Source organism: Brevundimonas olei (assembly GCF_037055245.1).
Taxonomy (GTDB): Bacteria; Pseudomonadota; Alphaproteobacteria; order Caulobacterales; family Caulobacteraceae; genus Brevundimonas; species Brevundimonas olei.
This window is the reverse complement of record NZ_CP146369.1, coordinates 47,637-67,344: the sequence shown is the minus strand read 5'-3', so window position 1 is coordinate 67,344 and position 19,708 is coordinate 47,637. Positions and strand designations below refer to the sequence as shown.

The 19,708-nt window shown below is 69.6% G+C and carries 20 protein-coding genes; 6 read left to right on the top strand and 14 right to left on the bottom strand.

Annotated features, from left to right (window positions below; translation table 11 throughout):
- Window positions 1-29: 29 nt before the first annotated feature.
- Window positions 30-1,862 (bottom strand): translational GTPase TypA, encoded by a 1,833-nt coding sequence (gene typA, locus V8J38_RS00310; protein WP_291780900.1) that lies wholly within the window; start codon window positions 1,860-1,862, stop codon window positions 30-32.
- 134 nt (window positions 1,863-1,996) lie between these two features.
- Window positions 1,997-3,043: a YeiH family protein gene (locus tag V8J38_RS00305; protein ID WP_338577303.1), complete on the bottom strand. Its 1,047-nt coding sequence runs from the start codon at window positions 3,041-3,043 to the stop codon at window positions 1,997-1,999.
- An 81-nt stretch (window positions 3,044-3,124) separates the two neighbouring features.
- Between V8J38_RS00305 and V8J38_RS00300 the strand changes: the two genes are divergently transcribed.
- Window positions 3,125-4,012, top strand: a complete 888-nt coding sequence (locus tag V8J38_RS00300; RefSeq protein WP_291780904.1) for a LysR substrate-binding domain-containing protein — start codon at window positions 3,125-3,127, stop codon at window positions 4,010-4,012.
- A 21-nt stretch (window positions 4,013-4,033) separates the two neighbouring features.
- Here the strand turns inward: V8J38_RS00300 and V8J38_RS00295 are convergent, their stop codons facing one another.
- Both V8J38_RS00295 and apaG read right to left on the bottom strand, forming a co-directional pair.
- Window positions 4,034-6,082 (bottom strand): OPT family oligopeptide transporter, encoded by a 2,049-nt coding sequence (locus V8J38_RS00295; protein ID WP_338577302.1) that lies wholly within the window; start codon window positions 6,080-6,082, stop codon window positions 4,034-4,036.
- Between the two features lie 66 nt (window positions 6,083-6,148).
- Window positions 6,149-6,556 (bottom strand): Co2+/Mg2+ efflux protein ApaG, encoded by a 408-nt coding sequence (apaG, locus tag V8J38_RS00290; RefSeq protein WP_291780909.1) that lies wholly within the window; start codon window positions 6,554-6,556, stop codon window positions 6,149-6,151.
- A 93-nt stretch (window positions 6,557-6,649) separates the two neighbouring features.
- On the opposite strand from apaG, the gene V8J38_RS00285 reads away from it, so the two are divergent.
- Complete coding sequence (locus V8J38_RS00285) at window positions 6,650-7,684, top strand: 2'-deoxycytidine 5'-triphosphate deaminase (RefSeq protein WP_292057973.1); 1,035 nt, start codon at window positions 6,650-6,652, stop codon at window positions 7,682-7,684.
- A gap of 190 nt (window positions 7,685-7,874) precedes the next feature.
- Here V8J38_RS00285 and V8J38_RS00280 read toward each other — a convergent pair whose 3' ends face one another.
- Window positions 7,875-9,143 (bottom strand): MFS transporter, encoded by a 1,269-nt coding sequence (locus tag V8J38_RS00280; RefSeq protein ID WP_422388351.1) that lies wholly within the window; start codon window positions 9,141-9,143, stop codon window positions 7,875-7,877.
- 47 nt (window positions 9,144-9,190) lie between these two features.
- The gene (locus V8J38_RS00275; RefSeq protein ID WP_338577301.1) at window positions 9,191-9,667 is read right to left on the bottom strand and encodes a cupin domain-containing protein; all 477 of its coding nucleotides are present in this window, start codon (window positions 9,665-9,667) and stop codon (window positions 9,191-9,193) included.
- A gap of 49 nt (window positions 9,668-9,716) precedes the next feature.
- Between V8J38_RS00275 and dapE the strand changes: the two genes are divergently transcribed.
- From dapE to V8J38_RS00260, 3 genes are all read left to right on the top strand, one after another.
- Window positions 9,717-10,910: a succinyl-diaminopimelate desuccinylase gene (dapE, locus tag V8J38_RS00270; protein WP_338577300.1), complete on the top strand. Its 1,194-nt coding sequence runs from the start codon at window positions 9,717-9,719 to the stop codon at window positions 10,908-10,910.
- A gap of 77 nt (window positions 10,911-10,987) precedes the next feature.
- Window positions 10,988-11,452, top strand: coding sequence for a carboxymuconolactone decarboxylase family protein (locus tag V8J38_RS00265; protein ID WP_291780921.1), 465 nt, complete (start codon window positions 10,988-10,990; stop codon window positions 11,450-11,452).
- Window positions 11,439-12,344, top strand: coding sequence for a sigma-70 family RNA polymerase sigma factor (locus V8J38_RS00260; protein WP_338577299.1), 906 nt, complete (start codon window positions 11,439-11,441; stop codon window positions 12,342-12,344). Before V8J38_RS00265 ends, V8J38_RS00260 begins: the two co-directional genes overlap by 14 nt.
- Here V8J38_RS00260 and V8J38_RS00255 read toward each other — a convergent pair.
- From V8J38_RS00255 to V8J38_RS00245, 3 genes are read right to left on the bottom strand one after another with little or no spacing between them, the layout of a single operon-like run.
- Window positions 12,341-12,799 (bottom strand): YbaK/EbsC family protein, encoded by a 459-nt coding sequence (locus V8J38_RS00255; protein WP_338577298.1) that lies wholly within the window; start codon window positions 12,797-12,799, stop codon window positions 12,341-12,343. The genes V8J38_RS00260 and V8J38_RS00255 overlap by 4 nt on opposite strands.
- The gene (locus V8J38_RS00250) at window positions 12,796-13,011 is read right to left on the bottom strand and encodes a hypothetical protein (protein WP_338577297.1); all 216 of its coding nucleotides are present in this window, start codon (window positions 13,009-13,011) and stop codon (window positions 12,796-12,798) included. Before V8J38_RS00250 ends, V8J38_RS00255 begins: the two co-directional genes overlap by 4 nt.
- Before the next feature lies 1 nt (window position 13,012).
- Window positions 13,013-13,354 carry a RidA family protein gene (locus tag V8J38_RS00245; RefSeq protein ID WP_338577296.1) on the bottom strand — a complete coding sequence of 114 codons (342 nt, stop codon included), beginning with the start codon at window positions 13,352-13,354 and terminating at the stop codon, window positions 13,013-13,015.
- Between the two features lie 115 nt (window positions 13,355-13,469).
- Between V8J38_RS00245 and V8J38_RS00240 the strand changes: the two genes are divergently transcribed.
- Window positions 13,470-13,904 carry an SRPBCC domain-containing protein gene (locus V8J38_RS00240; RefSeq protein WP_338577295.1) on the top strand — a complete coding sequence of 145 codons (435 nt, stop codon included), beginning with the start codon at window positions 13,470-13,472 and terminating at the stop codon, window positions 13,902-13,904.
- 5 nt (window positions 13,905-13,909) lie between these two features.
- On the opposite strand, the gene V8J38_RS00235 is transcribed toward V8J38_RS00240, so the two are convergent.
- Genes V8J38_RS00235 through V8J38_RS00215 form a run of 5 tightly spaced genes read right to left on the bottom strand, consistent with a single transcriptional unit; the run spans window position 13,910 to window position 19,707 of the window.
- Window positions 13,910-14,905, bottom strand: a complete 996-nt coding sequence (locus V8J38_RS00235; RefSeq protein ID WP_312219603.1) for a type II secretion system F family protein — start codon at window positions 14,903-14,905, stop codon at window positions 13,910-13,912.
- A 16-nt stretch (window positions 14,906-14,921) separates the two neighbouring features.
- Window positions 14,922-15,905 (bottom strand): type II secretion system F family protein, encoded by a 984-nt coding sequence (locus V8J38_RS00230; RefSeq protein ID WP_291780944.1) that lies wholly within the window; start codon window positions 15,903-15,905, stop codon window positions 14,922-14,924.
- Between the two features lie 4 nt (window positions 15,906-15,909).
- Window positions 15,910-17,505 carry a CpaF family protein gene (locus V8J38_RS00225; RefSeq protein ID WP_291780947.1) on the bottom strand — a complete coding sequence of 532 codons (1,596 nt, stop codon included), beginning with the start codon at window positions 17,503-17,505 and terminating at the stop codon, window positions 15,910-15,912.
- A 4-nt stretch (window positions 17,506-17,509) separates the two neighbouring features.
- Window positions 17,510-19,033: an AAA family ATPase gene (locus V8J38_RS00220; protein WP_338577294.1), complete on the bottom strand. Its 1,524-nt coding sequence runs from the start codon at window positions 19,031-19,033 to the stop codon at window positions 17,510-17,512.
- Window positions 19,030-19,707, bottom strand: coding sequence for a CpaD family pilus assembly protein (locus V8J38_RS00215; RefSeq protein ID WP_338577293.1), 678 nt, complete (start codon window positions 19,705-19,707; stop codon window positions 19,030-19,032). Before V8J38_RS00215 ends, V8J38_RS00220 begins: the two co-directional genes overlap by 4 nt.
- Window position 19,708 lies beyond the last annotated feature (1 nt).

The window sequence follows — 19,708 nt, the reverse complement described above, 5'->3', positions numbered from 1 at the left end:
CGCCTTCCTCGTTTGGACAGAACGCCGGATCAGTCGGCGCGGACGCGCTTCTTGCGGAAGGAGGGATTCAGGACCTCCTTGCGCAGGCGGATCGACTTGGGCGTGACCTCGACCAGTTCGTCTTCCTCAATATAGGCGATGGCCTGTTCCAGGCTCATCTTGCGCGGCGGGGTCAGGCGCACGGCCTCGTCCTTGCCCGAGGCGCGGACGTTGGTCAGCTGCTTGCCCTTGATCGGGTTGACGTCCAGGTCGTCCGAACGGCTGTTCTCGCCGATGATCATGCCCTGGTAGGTCTTTTCGCCGGCGCCGACGAACATGACGCCGCGATCCTCCAGGTTCCACAGGGCGAAAGCCGCCGTGTCGCCGTCCGAGTTGGAGACCAGCACGCCCTTCAGGCGGCCCTCGATGGCGCCCTTGTGGCCTTCATAGTGGGAGAAGACGCGGTTCAGCACGCCCGAGCCGCGCGTGTCGGTCAGGAACTCGCCCTGATAGCCGATCAGCGAGCGCGACGGGCACTTCAGCTGGATGCGGGTCTTGCCGGCGCCCGAGGGGCCCATGTCGGTCAGCTCGGCCTTGCGGGCCGACAGCTTCTCGATGACCACGCCCGAGAATTCGTCGTCGACGTCGATGACCACGTCCTCGATCGGCTCCTGACGCTCGCCGTTCTCGCCGGTCTGATAGACCACGCGCGGGCGGCTGATCGACAGTTCGAAGCCTTCGCGGCGCATGTTCTCGATCAGCACGCCCAGCTGCAGTTCGCCGCGACCGGCGACCTCATAGGCGTCCGAGCCCGGCGTCTCGGTGATGCGGATGGCGACGTTGGCCTCGGCTTCCTTCAGCAGGCGGTCGCGGATGACGCGCGACTGCACCTTGTCGCCTTCGCGGCCGGCCAGCGGGCTGTCGTTCACGCCGACGGTCATGGAGATGGTCGGCGGATCGATCGGCAGGGCGTCCAGCGGCTCGGTGACGTCCATGGCGCACAGGGTGTCGGCCACGGTGGCCTTGGACATGCCGGCGATGGCGACGATGTCGCCCGCTTCCGAGCCCTCGTCCAGCGGCTGGCGCTTCAGGCCGCGGAAGGCCAGGACCTTGGTGATGCGGCCCTGTTCGATGGTCTTGCCGTCGCGCGACAGGGCCTTGATGGCCATGCCCGGAACCGCCTTGCCCGAGTGGATGCGGCCGGTCAGCAGGCGGCCCAGGAAGGGGTCGCTTTCGATCAGGACGTTCAGGATCTTGAACGGCTCATTGACGCGCGCCTGGGCGGCGGGCGGCGGGACGTGATCCACGATCAGGTCATACAGCGGGTGCAGGTTCTCGCTCGGCTGGGCCAGGTCCAGCGTCGCCCAGCCCGAACGGCCCGAGGCGTAGATGACCGGGAAGTCCAGCTGCTCGTCCGTGGCGCCCAGGGCGGCGAACAGGTCGAAGGTCTCGTTCAGCACGCGGTCCGGGTCGGCGTGGGCGCGGTCGACCTTGTTGATGCAGAGGATGGGGCGCAGGCCCATCTTCAGCGCCTTGGTCAGCACGAACTTGGTCTGGGGCATGACGCCCTCTTCGGCGTCGACCAGCAGGACGCAGCCGTCCACCATGCCCAGGATGCGCTCGACCTCGCCGCCGAAGTCGGCGTGGCCCGGCGTGTCGATGATGTTGATGCGGGTCTCGCCGGCCTTGCCGTTCCACAGGATCGACGTGCATTTGGCCAGGATGGTGATGCCGCGTTCACGCTCCTGATCGCCGGAGTCCATGGCGCGTTCGGTGGTCGCCTCATTGGCGCGGAACAGGCCGGACTGGGCCAGCAGGGCGTCCACCATGGTCGTCTTGCCGTGGTCGACGTGGGCGATGATAGCGACGTTACGAAGGTTCATGTCGGGCTCGGGCGGACTGTGTTCGGTCACGGATGGGCCGCGCCGCTGCAAGAAGATTGCAGAAAAGGGAAGGGTTCGGCGCGCCTCTTACAGGGATGCGGGCCAAAACGCCAGTCCGGTGCGCGTTCGACTGATCAACCCAGCGGCATGACGGCCAGCACCCCCACGGCCAGCGTGCCGATGAGCAGGGCCGACAGGGCGGCGACGGCGGCCACGCGCGGACCGGCCCGCAGCACGGCGCGCGGATCGACCATCAGCCCCAGCGCCGCCATGGCGATCAGCGTCAGGGCCGAGACCGAGACCTGCAGCGGCGGCAGGATCGCCTCCGGCAGCCAGCCCAGCGACCGCACGGCCATCAGGGCCAGGAAGACGAGGATGAACCAGGGCGCCATCTGATGCAGCTTCGGCCCGCGCCCGCCTTCGGCCTGTTTCGAGCGCATCAGGCCCAGGATCAGGCAGACGGGACCCAGCATCAGCACGCGCACCAGCTTGACCACGGCGCCCGTCTGGACGGCGGCCAGGCCGGCGGGCGCGGCGGCGGCCAGCACCTGCGGCACGGCGTAGACGGTCAGGCCCGCCAGCACCCCGACCCGCGTGGCGTCATAGCCCATCATGGCGCCGACGACCGGAACCAGCAGCACCACGGCGATGCCCAGAACGGCGGTGAAGCCGATGGCGGCGGCCACGTCCTGGCCCTCGGCCTCGATGACCGGGGCCACGGCGGCGATGGCCGAGTTGCCGCAGATGGCGTTGCCGCAGGCGACCAGCAGGGCCATGGCGTGCGGCAGGCCGAACGCCCGCCCCAGCGCATAGCCGCCGACGATGGCCATGGCGACGACGCCGACGATGGCCAGCAGCAGCCAGGGCCCCAGCGCCGCCACCGCCGCGCCCGAGACGGTGGCGCCCAGCAGGGCCACGGCGACTTCCAGCAGGGTCTTGGCGCTGAAGGCGACGCCCGGCGTCCACAGCGACGACGGCGTCCAGACCAGGCGCAGCCCGGCCCCGATCAGGATGGCCAGGACCAGGCCCTCGATCCACGGATGTTCGAACAGCCGGGTCTCGACGATCTGCAGCCCATAGGCGACGGCGCCGATGGCGGCGGACAGGACGACTCCGGGCAGGAGGCGGGCTAGGCCCGTCAGGCGGCGAGAGGGAGCGGCATGGTCGAGAGCGACGGTCATGCGGTCCTTATCCGCTCCGTCATCTGATCAATCCAACGCGTAGTTATGGACTTAACAATCGATTTGATCGATCAATAAGCCATGACGCTGGAACAGCTCCGCATCTTCGTCGCCGTGGCCGAGCGCCTGCACATGACGCGGGCGGCCGAGGCGCTGCATCTGACCCAGTCGGCGGTCAGCGCGGCGGTCAATGCGCTGGAGACGCGGCACGGGGCGCGGCTGTTCGACCGGGTCGGGCGCGGCCTGGCGCTGAACGCGGCGGGGACGGCCTTTCTGCCGGAAGCCAGGGCGGTTCTGGCGCGGGCCGAGGCGGCCGAGCGGCTGCTGGACGAACTGGCGGGGCTGAAACGCGGGTCGGTGCGGCTGTTCGCCAGTCAGACCATCGCCGCCTACTGGCTGCCGCCGCGCATGGCCGCCTTCGCCCAGAGCCATCCGGGCGTGGAGCTGCATCTGTCGATCGGCAACACCCATCAGGTAGTCGAGGCCGTGCTGGCGGGCGAGACGGAACTGGGCCTGATCGAAGGCGCCGAGGACGCGCCCCGGCTGGAGCGGACGCGGATCGGCGCCGACCGGCTGATCGTGGTGGCGGCGCCGGGGCATCCGCTGGCGGAGCGGGAGCAGTCTCTGGCCGCGTCCGACCTCAAGGCTCTGGACTGGGCCTTGCGCGAGGCGGGCTCGGGCACCCGCAGCGAGTTCGAGGCGGCCCTGCCGCGCGGCATGGCCGCGTCGGACCTGAAGACGGCGCTGGTGCTGCCGTCCAATGAGGCGATCCTGACGGCGGTGGCGGCCAGCGCCGGGGACGGCGGCGGGCTGGTCACGGCGATCTCGGAACTGGCCGCCCGGCCCCTGATCGAGGCGGGGCGGCTGGTCCGCCTGCCGCTCGAACTGCCCGAGCGGCCCTTCTATCGGCTGCGCCACCGCGAACGCAGCGCCAGTCGGGCGGCGGAGGCCTTCGCCGCCGCCCTCTAGCCGGCTTGAATCCTGGCCGCCCTAGACCTTGGCGGCGCGGCGACGCACCCAGGCGTAGAGGGCGTAGGTCAGGACGGCGAAGGCGATCAGACCGGCCCACATGGCGGGCCAGCCGCTGTCGGCGGGCAGTAGGGCGAAAGGCGCCTCGTCGCGCGTGCCGACGATGACGGCGGCGGTGAGGACGCCGAACAGGCTCTCGCCCACGATCAGGCCGGACGCCAGCAGCACGCCCATGCGGCGGGCCACATCGGCGTAGCGGGTCGACTTGACCGCCCGGTCGTACAGCCAGCCGCAGACGGCGCCGACGACCAGCATGGTGGTGACGGCGGCGGGCAGATAGACGCCGATCCCGGCGGCCAGCGGCGGCAGCTTGATCCGGTCGTTGGTCGTGCGGCGCAGGATGACGTCGAGGATGATGACCAGGACGCCGACCACGGCGCCGATGCCGATCAGATCCCAGCGCAGATCGCCCGAGATGACGCCCTTGGCCAGGGCCGAGATCAGGGTCGCCTGAGGCGCCGCCAGGGTCTGCGAGCCCTGGACGATGGCGGGCGGGCCGCCTTCGAAGCCGAAGGCCTGGTTCATCATGTCCAGCACGAAGGGGATGACCAGGGCGCCGGCCACCACGCCGACCAGCAGCGCCGTCTGCTGACGCCAGGGCGTGGCCTCGACCAGTTGGCCGGTCTTGAGGTCCTGCAGGTTGTCGTTGGCGATTACGGCCACGGCGAAGACCACGGCGGTGACGATCAGGGCGAAGGCGACGATCGACGGATCGGCCGGAACCCCGGCGATGGCCAGCACGCCCAGCATCAGCAGGGAGGCGATGATGATGGCCAGGATGCCGACGCCCGACACCGGGCTGTTCGACGACCCGATCAGCCCGGCCATGTAGCCGCAGATGGCGGCCACGGCGAAGCCGATGACCACGACATAGACCAGGCCGCCGATCACCAGCAGCGGGGCCGATCCGGCCAGGGCGGTGCCCTGGGCCACCACGGCCAGCAGGACGGCGATGCCGACCAGGGCGGCGACCGAGATCAGACCGACCAGCTTGATGGGCATGTCCTGCTCGGCCAGCTCCAGCGTCTCGCCATGGGCGCGGCGCGCCTGGGCGGAGATGGCCGAGGCCAGGCCGGCGGCCAGGGGTTTGGCCAGCTTGGCCAGGGTCCACAGGGCGGCGACGCCGATGACCCCCGCGCCGATGAAGCGGACCTCCTGGGCCCAGACGCTCATGGCCAGGCCCTCGGCGTCGGCTTCGGCCGGCGTCGTGGCGGCGATGGAGGGCACGCCGTGGGCGACGGCCCAGGCGGCGAACTCGGGGGAGGTCAGGATGGGCACGAAGATCAGCCAGGCCAGGACCAGGCCGAACAACTGGGTCAGGCCGACCGCCAGCCCGATCAGGTGACCGGCGCCCAGCAGGGCGAACTGCATTGAGAAGCCGACCCCGGTCGCCCCGCCGCCCAGCGCCGCGGGCAGGCGCAGGAAGGCGGCGGTCTCGGCTGCGAACACCCGGGCGGCGGCCAGGAAGCCGAAGAGCGCCGAAGCGATCGCTCCGCCGATGACGACGAACAGGCCGGAACGGTTCTCGCGCACCGCCTCCTCGGTCTGGTCCGCGCCGGGCGAACCGACCTTCAGCACCTCGGCGGCGGCGACGCCCTCGGGGTAGGGCAGGCCGCCCTGAACGACCAGGGTGCGGCGCAGGGGAATGGAGAAGGTCACCCCCAGCACCCCGCCCAGCACGCAGATCATCACCGACTCCCAGAAGGGGAAGTTCATCCACCAGCCGATCATCACCAGACCGGGCAGGACGAAGATGATGGCGCTCATCGAGCCGCCGACCGAGGCGACGGTCTGGACCGTCATATTCTCCCAGATGGTCGAACCGCGGAACGCCCGCAGCAGGGCCATGGAGATGACCGCCGCCGGAATGGCCGAGGCGAAAGTCAGGCCGACCTTCAGCCCCAGATAGGTGTTGGCCGCCGTGAAGACCGCCGCCAGCAGACACCCCAGGATCAGGGCGCGGATGGTCAGTTCTATGCGTTTGCCGGTTCCGGCGGGGGTGTCCGTCATGCGGGAGCCTCGTGAATGTGCGGCGAGGCTAAGCCTGAAAGCCGGGCTGTGACAACGGGGCGCAGGCTAGTTCAGGACGCGCCGGGAATCCGGCACGTCCAGACTGAAGGCCGGAATGGCGGCTTCGAACATCCGACCTTCGGCGTCCTGCATGAAATAGGCGCCGACCATGGAGCCCGAGGGCGTCGTCAGCGGACAGCCCGAGGCGTAGGCGTAGCTGTCGCCCGGCTCGATCAGCGGCTGCTCGCCGACCACGCCGGGGCCGCGCACCTCCTCGACCCGGCCCAGGGCGTCGGTGATGGTCCAGCGCCGGGCCACCAGTTGCACCGGACCGCCGCTCAGATTGACGATCTCGACCTGATAGGCCCAGACCCAGCGCCCCTCGGCCGGGTCCGACTGGCCCGCCAGATAGGAGGGGCGGACGCGAACGACGACGCCTTCGGTCTCGGCGGAGTAGGCAGGAGCGGAGTGCATGCGCTATATGCAGCCCGCCGTACGCGGGGTTCAAGCGTCTGTCGTCGCCGACAAGCTACACAGACGAGAAAATCCGTGTGAGAACAGGACGGCATGACCAGCTTTCAGATTCCCGCCCGCTCCGGCATCCTTCCCTTCCAGGGCATTGAGACCCTGATCGCGGCGGGCGCCATCGCCTCCGACACCCCGTTCGACGTCGATCAGGTCCAGCCCGCTAGCCTGGACCTGCGCCTGTCGGACCAGGCCTGGCGCGTGCGCGCCTCCTTCCTGCCCGGTCAGCGCAAGGTCGAGGAGCGCATCGCCGACGTCGCCATGCACGCCATCGACCTGTCGGGCGGCTATGTGATGGAGAAGGGCTGCGTCTATATCGCCCGCCTGCAGGAGCGCCTCAGCCTGCCCAAGGGGCTGAACGCCCGCGCCAATCCGAAGAGCTCGACCGGCCGCGTCGATGTCTTCGTGCGCCTTTTGACCGATCAGGGCGGCAGCTTCGACGACGTGGACGAGGGCTATGACGGCCCGCTGTATCTCGAGATCGCGCCCCAGACCTTCTCCATCCTGGTCAAGCCGGGCACGCGGCTGAACCAGCTGCGCCTCAAGGCGGGCGAGCCGCCCAAGCTGGAGACCCGCAGCGTCGGCGTCGACCTGCGCGCGGGCGACAACGGCGTCGTCGGCTATCGCGGCCGCCGTCACGCGGGCGTGGTCAACATGGACCACATCGACGGCCACGACCCGCGCGACTTCTGGGAGCCGCTGACCCTGCGCCGCGGCGAACTGCTGCTGGACCCGGGCGAGTTCTACATCCTGGCCTCGTCGGACGATGTGGAGATTCCGGTCGATCAGGCCGCCGAGATGACCCCGATCGACCCCTCGGTCGGCGAGTTCCGCGTCCACTACGCCGGCTTCTTCGACCCCGGCTTCGGCACGGACGAGGCGCACGGCGCCGGCTCCAAGGGCGTGCTGGAGGTTCGCACCCACGACACCCCCTTCCTGCTGGAGCATGGCCAGATCGTCGCCCGACTGGTCTATGAGCCGCTGACCGAGCGGCCCTCGCGCCTCTATGGCGAAGGCGGCAGCCACTACCAGAGCCAGGGGCTCAAGCTGTCGAAACACTTCCGCCCCTGGGGCTGATCTGCCCTTCTCCCCTTGTGGGAGAAGGTGGGCGCCGAAGGCGCTCGGATGAGGGGTGTGGGCGCCGCGATCAGCCGATTGCGGCGCTTCTTCTATGCGAACATGACAAATGACGCCGCCGCCACCCCGAATCCGTCATGCTTCGCATGCCACCTTCTCCCACAAGGGGAGAAGGGTCGTTCTGAGCGCATCAGGTCAGCTTGTTCGCCTTCCTCAGACTGGGGAAGACCCTGGCCCAGACCCCGGTCGCGGCCAGGGCGCCGAAGCCGCCGAACACCGCCGCCCCGATCGGGCCGAGCAGGCGCACCATGACGCCGGAATAGGCTTCGCCCAGTTCGTTTGAGGCGCCGATGAACAGCATGGACACCGACGACACCCGGCCGCGCATGTGATCGGGCGTGGCCAGCTGGATCAGGGTCTGGCGGATATTGACGCTGATCATGTCCGCCGCCCCGCCCAGGAACAGCACCGCCCCTGACAGCCAGACGCTCTTGGACAGGCCGAAGATCAGGGTGCAGACGCCGAACACGGCCACCGCCCCGAACATCCACCGCCCGCCGTGACGCACGATGGGGAAGCGGCTGAGGTAGAGGGCCATAATCAGCGCCCCCACCCCGAACGAGGCCCGCAGCAGGCCGAAGCCGATCGCGCCGACATGCAGGATGTCGCGCGCGAAGATCGGCGTCAGCAGCGCCACCCCGGCCAGCAGGACGACGACCAGGTCCAGGGAGATGGCGCCCAGGACGATCTTGGTCTTCCAGACATAGGCGAGGCCTTCCCTGACCTGCTGCACCGGGCCCAGTTTGGACGGATCGACCTGGGGCTTGCCTCGGGTGCGGATCAGCAGGAAGCAGGCGACCGCCACGAGGAACAGCCCCATGGCCGAGGCGTAGGCCAGGGGCACCGACAGGCCGACGATGACCCCGCCCAGGGCCGGTCCGGCGATGGCGCCGGTCTGGAAGGCGATGGACTGGGCGGCGATGGCGGGCGGCAGGGCCCTGCGTCCCACCACCATCGGCAGGAAGGCCTGGCTGGCCGGGGCCAGGAAGGCGCGCGCCGCGCCGAAGACGGCGGCGACCGCCAGCAGGCCCCACAGGGGCGGCGAGCCGTGCAGCGCCATCATCAGGAAGGCGCTCGCGCACATCCCCTCGACGATGATCGACAGGGTGACGGTGTGCTTGCGGTCGTGTCGGTCGGCCATGGCCCCGGCCGGCAGGGTGAAGGCCAGCAGGGGCAGGAACTGGCACAGGCCCACCAGTCCCAGATAGAGGCTGGCTTCCTCGATCGGATGGTCGCGCCGGGCGATCTCATAGACCTGCCACAGCAGGGCCGAGGACTGGATCTGGATGCCCAGAACCGCCACCATCCGGCCCAGCCACAGCAGGCGGAAGTCGCCGATGCCCCAGGGGCTGGACGGGCCGCCGTCATGAGATGAACCGGGCGGCGGTCCAGGCGGCAGCGGCGGCTGGGGCGGAACCGTCGGGGCGGAATCGATGCTTTCGGTCGTCACGTTCGTCTGGGCGTCTTCGGATAGGGGGTTCCGTCGCGGCGGCGATAACCGTCCTCTCCCTTGGAGGCGATCATGTCGATGTCGGGATAGTCGCAGGCGTCCTCGGCGGGACGGCGCGAACCGACCTCCAGCAACATGGCCTCGCGATCACTGCGGTTCTCGATCTTGTGGCCGTTGGGGACGCCTGCCTTGAAGCCGGCGCAGTCGCCGGGGCGCAACAGGGTTTCGCCCTCGTCCTCGACCAGCACCACCTCGCCGTCCAGCACCCAGACGAACTCGTCTTCCGCGCTATGCCAGTGGCGCTGGCTGGACCAGGCCCCGGCGGGCAGGCGCAACAGATTGACGCCGAACTGATCCAGGCCGACCGCGTCGCCCAGCCGCCAGCGGCGACGCGGCTTGCAGGGACCGGCGAATTCTTCCGGATATCCCGTTCCGTGGATGGTCGGGGCGGCGTCGATGTCGATCTTGGGCACGGTTTTCGGGCCTTCTCGCGGGTGCGCGATATGCCTAAAGCATAGCGGCATGAGCGCCGCATCACATTCCGTCATCGATCCTGTCGAACTGACCCGCGACCTGATCCGCATCCCCTCCGTCACGCCTGCCGACGAAGGGGCGATGGACGTGCTGGAGCGCGCCCTGACCGGCCTGGGCTTCACCTGTCGCCGCATGGTGTTCGAGGGGCCGAGCGGCGTGGGCCACGACGCCCGGATCGAGAACCTCTACGCCCGGCGCGGGACCGCCTCGCCCAACCTCTGCTTCGCCGGCCACACCGACGTGGTGCCGATCGGCGATCTGAAGGCCTGGAGCGCCGGACCGTTCGAGGGCGAGACCCGCGACGGCGTCCTCTATGGCCGGGGCGCCGTGGACATGAAGGGCGGCGTCGCCGCCTGGGTCGCCGCCGTCTCGCGCGTCCTCGCCCTAGGCGAGATCGAGGGCTCCCTGTCCTTCCTGATCACCGGCGACGAGGAAGGCCCGGCCCTGCACGGCACCAAGCGGGTGGTCCAGACCTTGGCCGCCGAGGGCGAGGTCATCGACGCCTGCGTGGTCGGGGAACCCTCCTCGGCCCACCACCTGGGCGACATGATCAAGGTCGGGCGGCGCGGCTCGCTGAACACCTGGATCACCGTCCACGGCAAACAGGGCCACGTCGCTTATCCCGACCGCGCCGCCAATCCGGCCCCGGTCATCGCTCGCCTGCTGGCCCGGCTTGACGCTCACGTCCTCGACGAGGGCTACCCCGAGTTCCCGCCGTCGAATCTTGAGATCACCACCATCGACGTGGGCAATCCGGCGACCAACATCATCCCGGCCGAAGCGAAGGCGCGGCTCAATATCCGCTTCAACCCGACCCACACCGGCGACGGTCTGATCGACTGGCTGAACCGCGAGGCGGGCGCGCTTCAGGCCGAGACCGGCCTGCAGATCGAGCTGGAGCACATGTGCTCGGGCGAAGCCTTCCTGACCGAGCCGGGCGTCTTCGTCACGGCGGTGCAGGACGCCGTCGAGGCGGCGCTGGGCCGCCGTCCTGAGGCCTCGACCACCGGCGGCACCTCGGACGCCCGCTTCATCCGCGCCCTGTGTCCGGTGCTGGAGCTGGGTCTGGTCGGCCAAACCATGCACCAGGTCGACGAGCGCGTGCCCGAGGCCGAACTGCGCGCCCTGAGCGACGCTTATGAACGCGTCATCACGACGGTGCTGGAGCGTCTGAAGCCCTGAATCTGCCGCGTCATGTCACAGCCCGATGGTCTGTCTCGTCATGGAAGGACGCGCACTCAAGCCACAGGAGCCACGACATGACACCGCGCATCGCCAACCCCGCCAAGGCCGCCCCCGACGTCTATCAGGCGATGGTGCGGTTGGAGCAGGCCGTCGCCGCCAGCGGCCTGGAGCACAGCCTTCTGGAACTGCTGAAGATCCGCGTCTCGCAGATCAACGGCTGCGCCTATTGCCTGCACATGCACACCGCCGACGCCCGCAGGGCGGGTGAGAGCGAGGTGCGTCTGCATCTGCTCGCCGCATGGCGGGAATCCTCGCTGTTCAGCCCGCGCGAACGCGCCGCCCTGACCTGGGCCGAAAGCCTGACGCGCATCGAACAGTCCCAGGCGTCCGATGCGGACTATGCCGTGTTCAAGGCCGAGTTCAGTGAAGCCGAACAGGTGAAGCTGGCCTTCGCCATCGGGGCGATCAACGTCTGGAACCGGCTCGCCGTCGGCTTCCGCTCGGCCCATCCGGCAGGCCCGGCGCGTGTCGCGGCCTGATCCCTCGACCGAAGTCTTCGAGGCGCATCGGCCCCGGCTGACGCGCCTCTCCTACCGCATGCTCGGCTCCCTGGCCGAGGCGGAAGACGTGACGCAGGAGGCCTGGCTCCGATGGAGCCGGGTCGACCCGGCCGAGATTCGCGAGCCCGGCGCCTGGTTGACGCGCACCACCACCCGCCTGGCGCTGGACCTGCTGAAATCCGCCCGCGTGCGACGCGAGACCTATGTCGGCGCCTGGCTGCCCGAGCCGCTGATCACCGGGCCGGAGGCGGACGCCGAGGTCTTCGCCGATGATCTGACCCTGTCCCTGATGACCGCCATGGAGCGGCTGTCGCCCCTGGAGCGCGCCGCCTTCCTTCTTCATGACGTGTTCGAGGTCGGCTTCGACGAGGTGGCGACGACGCTGGAGCGCGATCCCGCTTCGGTGCGGCAACTGGCCAGCCGCGCCCGCCGCCATATCCGGGAGGCCCGCCCCCGCTACGCCGTGGAGCCGCAAGAGGGCGAACGCATCGCCCGCGCCTTCTTCGACGCGGCGCGATCCGGCGACATGGCCGCCCTCGGCGCCCTTCTGGCGGACGAGGCGACGCTGAAGTCGGACGGCGGGGGCAAGGTGATCGCCTTCCACAACGCCATTCAGGGCGCGTCGAAGCTGTTGCGGCTCTACGCCGGCCTGCACCGCAAATACGGTCAGGAAGGTTCGGAAATGCTCCGTCCCGTCTGGATCGACGGCCTGCCCGGCTACATCAGCCTGGAGCGCGGCCGCATCCTGCAGACGACGGCCCTGACCATCGTCGACGGCCGGGTGGTCGAGGTCTTCATCACGCGAAATCCGGACAAGCTGGCGCGCATCGCCGCGCTTCTGGACGGTAACTCGCCGCCGGCGTCGGCCTAGCGGCAGGCGTCGACCCATTCAGCGTCGGTCAGCGCGGCCATCCGCTCAGGGGCGATGCGGACGGCCGAATGGATGGCGCCGGCCGCCGGGATCACCACGTCCCAGGCCTTCAGCGAGGCGTCGCAATAGACCGGCAGGGGCGTCGCCAGGCCGAAGGGGCAGACGCCGCCGACAGGGTGGCCGGTCACGCCCTCGACTTCCGAGAGGTCCAGCATCCTGATCTTGCCGCCGAAGGCCGCCTTGGCCTTGGCGTTGTCCAGCCGCGCGTCGCCCGCCGTGACCAGAAGGACGACGCGGTCGCCTGCGCGCAGGGACAGGGTCTTGGCGATCTGGCCCGGTTCGACGCCGTGGGCGGCGGCCGCCTCGGCCACCGTGGCGGTGCTGACGTCCAGTTCGATGACGGCGACGTCGGGCGCCTTTTGCGCGAAGAAGGCGCGGACGCTGTCCAGGCTCACGGCTTTTGCGCCGCTTCCAGCCGGGCGATGCGGCGGTCCATGTCGGCGACCTGATCCTTTAACCGCTGCGCCTCGGACGCCATGTCGACCGGCGTGCCGTCCTCATAGGTCAGCTGCGCCCCCTTCTCGATCAGATCGAGGCGATACAGGGCGGTGACGCGGGTCGCCTTGAACCGCTCCAGCTCGCTTTCCGGGGAGATGACGCGGGCCATGTCAGCGCGCCGCCACGACGATGACTTCGACGAGGTAATCGGGCGTGGCCAGCTTCGCCTCGCAGGTGGCGCGGGCGGGCGGGTGGGCCGGATCGACCCAGGCGTCCCAGACGGCGTTCATCGCCTCGAAATCGGCGATGTCGGCCAGCCAGACCTGGGCCGACAGAATCTTCGTCTTGTCGCTGCCGCATTCGGCCAGGATCGCCTCGACCTCGGCCAGGGCGGTGCGCGTCTGGGCGGCGACGTCCTCGCCCGGCTCGCCCACCTGTCCGGCCAGGTAGATGGTCTGGCCGTGGATCACGGCCTGGCTCATGCGGCTGTCGGGCTGGATGCGGGTGATCATGACGGCTCCTTGCGCTGAGGCCCGGACTTAACGCGGCGGGGCGGCCGCTCCAAGGACAAAGGCCGGACGCCGCGCCGTCTTCCTAAACGCGAAAAGCCGTGTCACAGGAAGCGCCATGGAAACGATCCGCATCGAGAACCGCATCGGCGTGCGCGCCACGGCCGAACGCCTCTGGGAAGTGCTGACGGACTTCGGCGGCTGGAACCGCTGGAATCCGCATGAGGTCGAGGTCGAGGGCGCCCTGGGCTTCGGCGCGCCGATCAGCCTGACGGAACGCCTGCCGGACCTGGGCGAGCGGCAGGTGCAGGCGAGGCTGGGCGAATGGGAGCCCAACGCCCAGCTGGTCTGGATCGAGCGTCGCGGATTCCTGTTCCGCACCCTGCGCTACTATGAGATCGAGGAGCTGGAGCGGGGGGCCTGCATCGTGTCGCACGGCACGGTCTTCACCGGCCTGCGCGCCGAACTGTTCCACGACAAGCACCGCCTTCGCATCCGCCCGGCCTATCAGGCCATCAGCGAGGCCCTGAAGCGGACCGCCGAGGAAGGCTGAAACGCCTAGCCGCCCTTCATCATGTCCTGGATGTTGATGATGGCCGGGCCCAGGATGACGACGAACAGCACCGGCAGGAAGAACAGGATCATCGGCACGGTCAGCTTGGCGGGCAAAGCCGCAGCCTTCTTCTCGGCGGCGGCCAGACGCAGATCACGGTTTTCCTTGGCCATGACGCGCAGGGCCGACCCCAGCGGCGTGCCGTAGGTCTCGGCCTGGGTCATGGCCGTGGCCACGGCCTTGATGCCCGGATGCTGGGTCCGCTTGGCCATGCCCTCATAGGCCATGCGCCGATCGGGCAGATAGCTGAGCTCGGCCGAGAGCAGGGACAACTCCTCGGCCAGTTCGATCGACTGGCCGCCGACCTCCTGGCTGACCTTCTGGATGGCCGCCTCGATCGACATGCCGGACTCCACGCAGATCAGCAGTAGGTCGAGCGAGTCCGGGAAGGCCGCCACGATCGAGGCCCGCCGCTTGTCGATCATGTTCTTCAGATAGATGTTCGGCGCATAGAAGCCGACGCCCGCCGCCCCGACCACGAAGGCGATCAGGGTGGTCAGAGGCAGGTCCGGCTTGACGACGCCGAACAGATAGAAGGCCGTCAGCGCCATCAGGATGAAGGGGGTGGCGAAGCGGAAGAAGTAGAAGGTGTTCAGCGGCCTCGGCCCGCGGAAGCCCGCCTGGATCATGTTGTCGGCGACCTTGGGGTCTTCCAGCAGCTTCATCAGGTTCAGCCGGGCGACCACCCGGCTGCGGAAGCTGTCGTCGGTCTGGCGCAGGCTGGCGCCTTCGCCGCCCGCCGCGCCGCCGCGCATGGCCTGGCGCGAACGGCGCCGCAGTTCCTCGCGGCGCTCGGCCACCGCCTTCATCCGCTTGTCCAGGCGCGGCCCGCCGTCGACGAAGGAGGACAGAAGCGTCAGCACGCTGGCGAAGACGGCCACGCCCACCCCGATGCTGAGCAGGTTCTGCGGGTCGGTGATGAAGCGCATGAAGCCGTTCACGGTCGTCGCTCCCTCGTCAGAACTTGAAGTTGATCATGCGCTTCATCACGAAGACGCCGATCGCCATCCATAGGCCCGCGCCCATCAGCATGACCTGGCCGCGGATGTCGGTGAACATCAGCAGCATGTAGCTGGGGCTCGAGAGCATCACGAGGATCATCACCGCTGGCGGCAGGGAGGCGATGATGCCGGCCGAGGCGATGGCCTCGGACGACAGGGCCTTGATCTTTTCGACCATCATCCTTCGGGCCCGCAGCACCGAGGTCAGATTGCTCAGGGCCTCGGCCAGGTTGCCGCCCGACTTCTGCTGGATGGCGATGACGATGGCGAAGAATTTCAGCTCCGGCGTCGGGATGCGCTCATACATCTTGTCCAGGGCCTGGGCGAGCGTCAGCCCCACCCCCATGCCCTCGACCAGCAGGCGGAACTCCCCGGCCAGGGGCTCGGGGCTCTCTCGGGCGATGATCTTGAAACAGTCGTGCACCGGCAGGCCGGTCTTGATGCCGCGCACCAGGATGTCGATCGCATCGGCGAAGGCCAGGGAGAATTTCTTCATCCGCGCCTTGGCCTTGAAGCCGACGATCCAGCGCGGCAGGCCCAGGCCTGCGGCCACGCCGACGCCCAGGACGATGAGGATGTTGGCCCCCAGCACGAAGGCCAGAAACGCCCCGACCAGGCCCGCGACCACGCTGATGATGACGAAGGTCCGCATCGACAGGGTCAGGCCCGCCTGCTTCAGCTTGGCCGCCATGGTCAGGCGCGCCTTGCGCTCGCGCCGATCGACCTCCTGAAGCTGCTGCAGGATCTGTTTGCGCCGGGCCTCGGGCGTATTGGCCGCCGCCGCACGCTTGGCGCTCGCCGCCGCCTCGGCCCGAACCCCGCCCATGGTCTTGGCGCGCTTGACCGCCTGGCCCGAGGAATCGTCGCCGCCGACCAGCACCCAGCCGACGCCGCCGATGGTGATGAAGGCCAGGACCGCCGCCAGGATGGGAAGCAGCATCGCCCTACTCCGCCGCGTCCAGGGCTTCGGCCAGTTCGCGCTCCAGCCCGTAGTAGCGGGCGCGGTCCCAGAAGCGCGGACGGGCGATGCCGGTCGAGCGGTGACGCCCGGTGATCTTGCCGTGCGCGTCCTCGCCGGTGATGTCGTAGACGAACAGGTCCTGGGTGACGATGACGTCGCCTTCCAGCCCTACCACCTCGGTGATGTGGGTGATGCGGCGGCTGCCGTCGCGCAGGCGCGCGGCCTGGACGATGACGTCGATGGAGCCGACGATCATCTCGCGGATGGTCTTGGACGGCAGGCCGTAGCCGCCCATGGTGATCATGGATTCCAGACGGCTGATCGCCTCGCGCGGGCTGTTGGCGTGCAGGGTGCCCATTGAACCGTCGTGGCCGGTGTTCATGGCCTGCAGCAGGTCGAAGGCCTCGGGACCGCGCACCTCGCCGACGATGATGCGTTCGGGGCGCATCCGCAGGCAGTTCTTGACCAGGTCGCGCATGGTGATCTGGCCCTGGCCCTCCAGGTTCGGCGGGCGGGTCTCCAGACGCACGACGTGCGGCTGCTGCAGCTGCAGCTCGGCGGCGTCCTCGCAGGTGATGACGCGCTCGGTCGGGTCGATGAAGGCCGTCAGGGTGTTCAGCAGGGTGGTCTTGCCCGAGCCCGTGCCGCCCGAGATGACCAGATTGCATCGCGCCGCGCCGATGACGCCCAGCACCCGCGCGCCCTCGGGACTGATGGAGGCGAACTCCACCAGGTTGCGCATCGTCAGCTTGTCCTTCTTGAACTTGCGGATCGTCAGCGTCGGACCGTCGATGGCCAGCGGCGGGGCGATGACGTTGACGCGGCTGCCGTCGGGCAGGCGGGCGTCGCAGATCGGAGAGCTTTCGTCGACGCGGCGGCCGACCTGGGACACGATCCGCTGGCAGATGTTCATCAACTGGCCGTTGTCGCGGAAGCGGACATTGGTCAGTTGCACCTTGCCGCCGACCTCGATGAAGACCCGGCCTGCGCCGTTGACCATGATGTCGGCGATGTCGTCGCGCGCCAGCAGCGGCTCCAGCGGACCATAGCCGAGGACGTCGTTCAGGATGTCCTGGACCAGGTGCTCCTGCTCGGCCACCGACATGGAGACGTTCTTGATCGCCACCAGTTCGGAGACGATGTCGCGGATTTCCTCGGACGCCGCCTTCTGGTCCAGCTGCGCCAGCTGGGCCAGGTCGATGGTGTTCATCAGGGCGTTGAAGATGGTGGTCTTCGTCGCGTGATAATAGTCGCTCTGCTCGCGCACGATCTCGGCGACGGCCTGGGCCTTCTTGAGCTGCTCCAGACCCGGCGTGGCGCGGGGACCGGCCGCAGGCGCGGCGCCCGGCATGGCGGTCTGGGCTGGCTCGGGCTTGCGGCCCAGCAATCCGTCCAGGGCGTCCAGCCGGTCGCTGCGCGGGGCGGCGGCAGGCGACGGCGTCAGAGGGTCCAGGTCGTCGGCGGAGAAGCCGTCGACCGGCTCGGGCGCGCGACGCGGCTGCGCTTCCGGCGCGACGGCTGGGGCGGGCCGCGGCGCGGCGGGGGCGAGGCCCGGTTGTGCTGTCCGCTTGCCGAACACGGCCTCAGGACTTCTTGCTGAACAGGGAGCCGAGCAGGGAGCCGCTTCCCTTGGCGGCCGGCCTGGGCCGGCCCGTCGCGCGCGCGGACGCGGCCGGCAGCTCGCGGCGCGAGACGATCTGGGCCAGAGTCTCGAAGGCCTCGGCCGCCTTGGTCCTGGCGGCGGCGTCGACGATCATCTGGCCGTTGTTGGCGGCCGCGCCGAACACCTTGGCGTCGAAGGGGATGCTGAGGCTGGGATGGACGCCTAGGGCCGCGCCGAAATCCTTAGCCGGAATCTCGGGCCGACCCGGCATCCCCACCTGGTTCAGCACCAGGCGCGGCGGGGCGTCGTTGGGACGGCCCTGCTTGATCAGGTCGATCATGTTCTTGGCGTTGCGCAGCGAAGCCAGGTCCGGGGTCGCCACCACCACCACCTCGTCCGCCGCGATCAGCGCCCGGCGCATCCAGCCCGACCACAGGTGCGGCAGGTCCAGCACCACGAAGGGCGCCGTGGCGCGGATGCGGGTGGTGACCTCCTCGAAGGCCTCGGCGCCGATGTCCCAGTCGGTCTCCAGGGTGGCGGGCGCCGCGAACAGGCTCAGCTTGTCGGTGCAGCGGACCATCATCCGGTCCAGCAGGGTGGCGTCCAGGCGGTCGGGCTGGCTGAGGGCGTCGGCCACCCCGTTCAGCGGGTCCTGGTTGAAGTCCAACCCCGCCGTGCCGAACGGCAGGTCATAGTCGACGATGACGGTGTTGACGCCGATCCGCTCGCTCATCGCATAGGCGGTGTTGTGCGCCACGGCCGAGGCTCCCGCCCCGCCGCGCGCGCCGACGAAGGCGATGGTGCGGCCGACGAAGGGTTGGGCCGGGTCGGCGAACAGGCCCCCGATGGCGGCGATCAGCTGCAGCGGCTGGACCGGCGCCACCAGATATTCGCTGACGCCGCGCCGCATCAGTTCGCGGAACAGCAGGATGTCGTTGGTCGCGCCGATGATGACGACCTTGGTGCCCGCGTCGCAGACCTGGGCCAGCTGGTCGATCTCGGCCAGCAACTCCTGCGGCGCCTTCAGGCTCTCGACGATGATCAGGGGCGGCGTCGGCTCGGCCTGATAGGCCTCGATCGCCGCCTGAACGCCGCCGAGGCGGATCTGGGTCGTGGCGCGCGCCATGCGGCGGTCCTGGCCGGCGCGCTCGGCGGCGGCGGCCGTGTCCTGACGCTCGGCGAAGATGTGCACGCCGATGCGGGGGATCGACACCTCGACCGAGGCCGGGCCGCCCAGCGTCAGGGCCGTCGACGGCTCCAGCGCGGGCAGGGCCGCCACCACGGGCTCGGCGGCGGCAGGGGCGGACACGGGCGGTTGCGACCGGATGGCCGTCTCGGTCTCGTCGCGCATCCGCCCGACCGGATCAAAGGCGTCCGCCGCCCGGTCCAGGGCCGCGGGCGCGACGCTCGGCGCGGGGTGCAGGTCCATGAAGTCGTCGTCGAGATCGAACCCGTCGAGGGCGTCGAAATCCGGTGTCGGGAAGGGCTTGGGCGCGGACGTCATTGCACCGCCTGCGAAATCTTGGTCTGCGAGATCAGCGCCTCGCGCTGGGCGGCGGTCTGCGCGCCCTCGCGATAGGCGTCGAACACCACGGAGCGACGGCCCGCGTCGGCCGGCGTCATGGCGCGCGGGGCGACGATGTCGCGCGGATCGGCGATCTGGGCGGCCAGGTTGGCGGTGACGGCGCACCCGAAGTTGGAGGCTGACTGGTTGTCGCCGGTGCGGCCCAGATTGCCCCATTGGGCTCCACACTGCGGCACGACCGCCTGCACGGTCTCGAAGCCGACCAGGACCGGCGCCCTCGGGTCCGGCGCGGCGTAGCCGACCAGCTGGATGCGTTCGCCCGGCACGCCCGCCGCCTCGAACGCCGCCTTGACGTTCCAAGCCGCCTGGGCCGCCGCCGGATCGCCGCCCGCCGGCGCCTCGATGACCAGGACGGGCGCTCCTTCCATGGCGAAACGGCCGACCAGGGCGTCGAGGGCGGCGCGCTGATTGGCCGACAGGCCGGTCTCGTGCACCGCCAGGGCGATGCGGTCCAGGCCCGGCTCGACCTGAAGCGAGAAGCGCGAGGTCGGGGTCAGCGGCGGCTCGCCGCCCAGGCTGGCCGGGCCGCCCACGCAGGCCGACAGCGTCAGGCTCAGGCCCAGAACGGCGGAGATGGAGGCGGTGCGGATCATG

What these genes read in the sequence shown, in the direction of transcription:
- typA (WP_291780900.1), bottom strand. Translation starts at nt 1,862, where the DNA reads ATGAACCTTCGTAACGTCGCTATCATCGCCCACGTCGACCACGGCAAG.
- V8J38_RS00305 (WP_338577303.1), bottom strand. Translation starts at nt 3,043, where the DNA reads ATGACCGTCGCTCTCGACCATGCCGCTCCCTCTCGCCGCCTGACGGGC.
- V8J38_RS00300 (WP_291780904.1), top strand. Translation starts at nt 3,125, where the DNA reads ATGACGCTGGAACAGCTCCGCATCTTCGTCGCCGTGGCCGAGCGCCTG.
- V8J38_RS00295 (WP_338577302.1), bottom strand. Translation starts at nt 6,082, where the DNA reads ATGACGGACACCCCCGCCGGAACCGGCAAACGCATAGAACTGACCATC.
- apaG (WP_291780909.1), bottom strand. Translation starts at nt 6,556, where the DNA reads ATGCACTCCGCTCCTGCCTACTCCGCCGAGACCGAAGGCGTCGTCGTT.
- V8J38_RS00285 (WP_292057973.1), top strand. Translation starts at nt 6,650, where the DNA reads ATGACCAGCTTTCAGATTCCCGCCCGCTCCGGCATCCTTCCCTTCCAG.
- dapE (WP_338577300.1), top strand. Translation starts at nt 9,717, where the DNA reads ATGAGCGCCGCATCACATTCCGTCATCGATCCTGTCGAACTGACCCGC.
- V8J38_RS00265 (WP_291780921.1), top strand. Translation starts at nt 10,988, where the DNA reads ATGACACCGCGCATCGCCAACCCCGCCAAGGCCGCCCCCGACGTCTAT.
- V8J38_RS00250 (WP_338577297.1), bottom strand. Translation starts at nt 13,011, where the DNA reads ATGGCCCGCGTCATCTCCCCGGAAAGCGAGCTGGAGCGGTTCAAGGCG.
- V8J38_RS00245 (WP_338577296.1), bottom strand. Translation starts at nt 13,354, where the DNA reads ATGATCACCCGCATCCAGCCCGACAGCCGCATGAGCCAGGCCGTGATC.
- V8J38_RS00240 (WP_338577295.1), top strand. Translation starts at nt 13,470, where the DNA reads ATGGAAACGATCCGCATCGAGAACCGCATCGGCGTGCGCGCCACGGCC.
- V8J38_RS00230 (WP_291780944.1), bottom strand. Translation starts at nt 15,905, where the DNA reads ATGCTGCTTCCCATCCTGGCGGCGGTCCTGGCCTTCATCACCATCGGC.
- V8J38_RS00220 (WP_338577294.1), bottom strand. Translation starts at nt 19,033, where the DNA reads ATGACGTCCGCGCCCAAGCCCTTCCCGACACCGGATTTCGACGCCCTC.
- V8J38_RS00215 (WP_338577293.1), bottom strand. Translation starts at nt 19,707, where the DNA reads ATGATCCGCACCGCCTCCATCTCCGCCGTTCTGGGCCTGAGCCTGACG.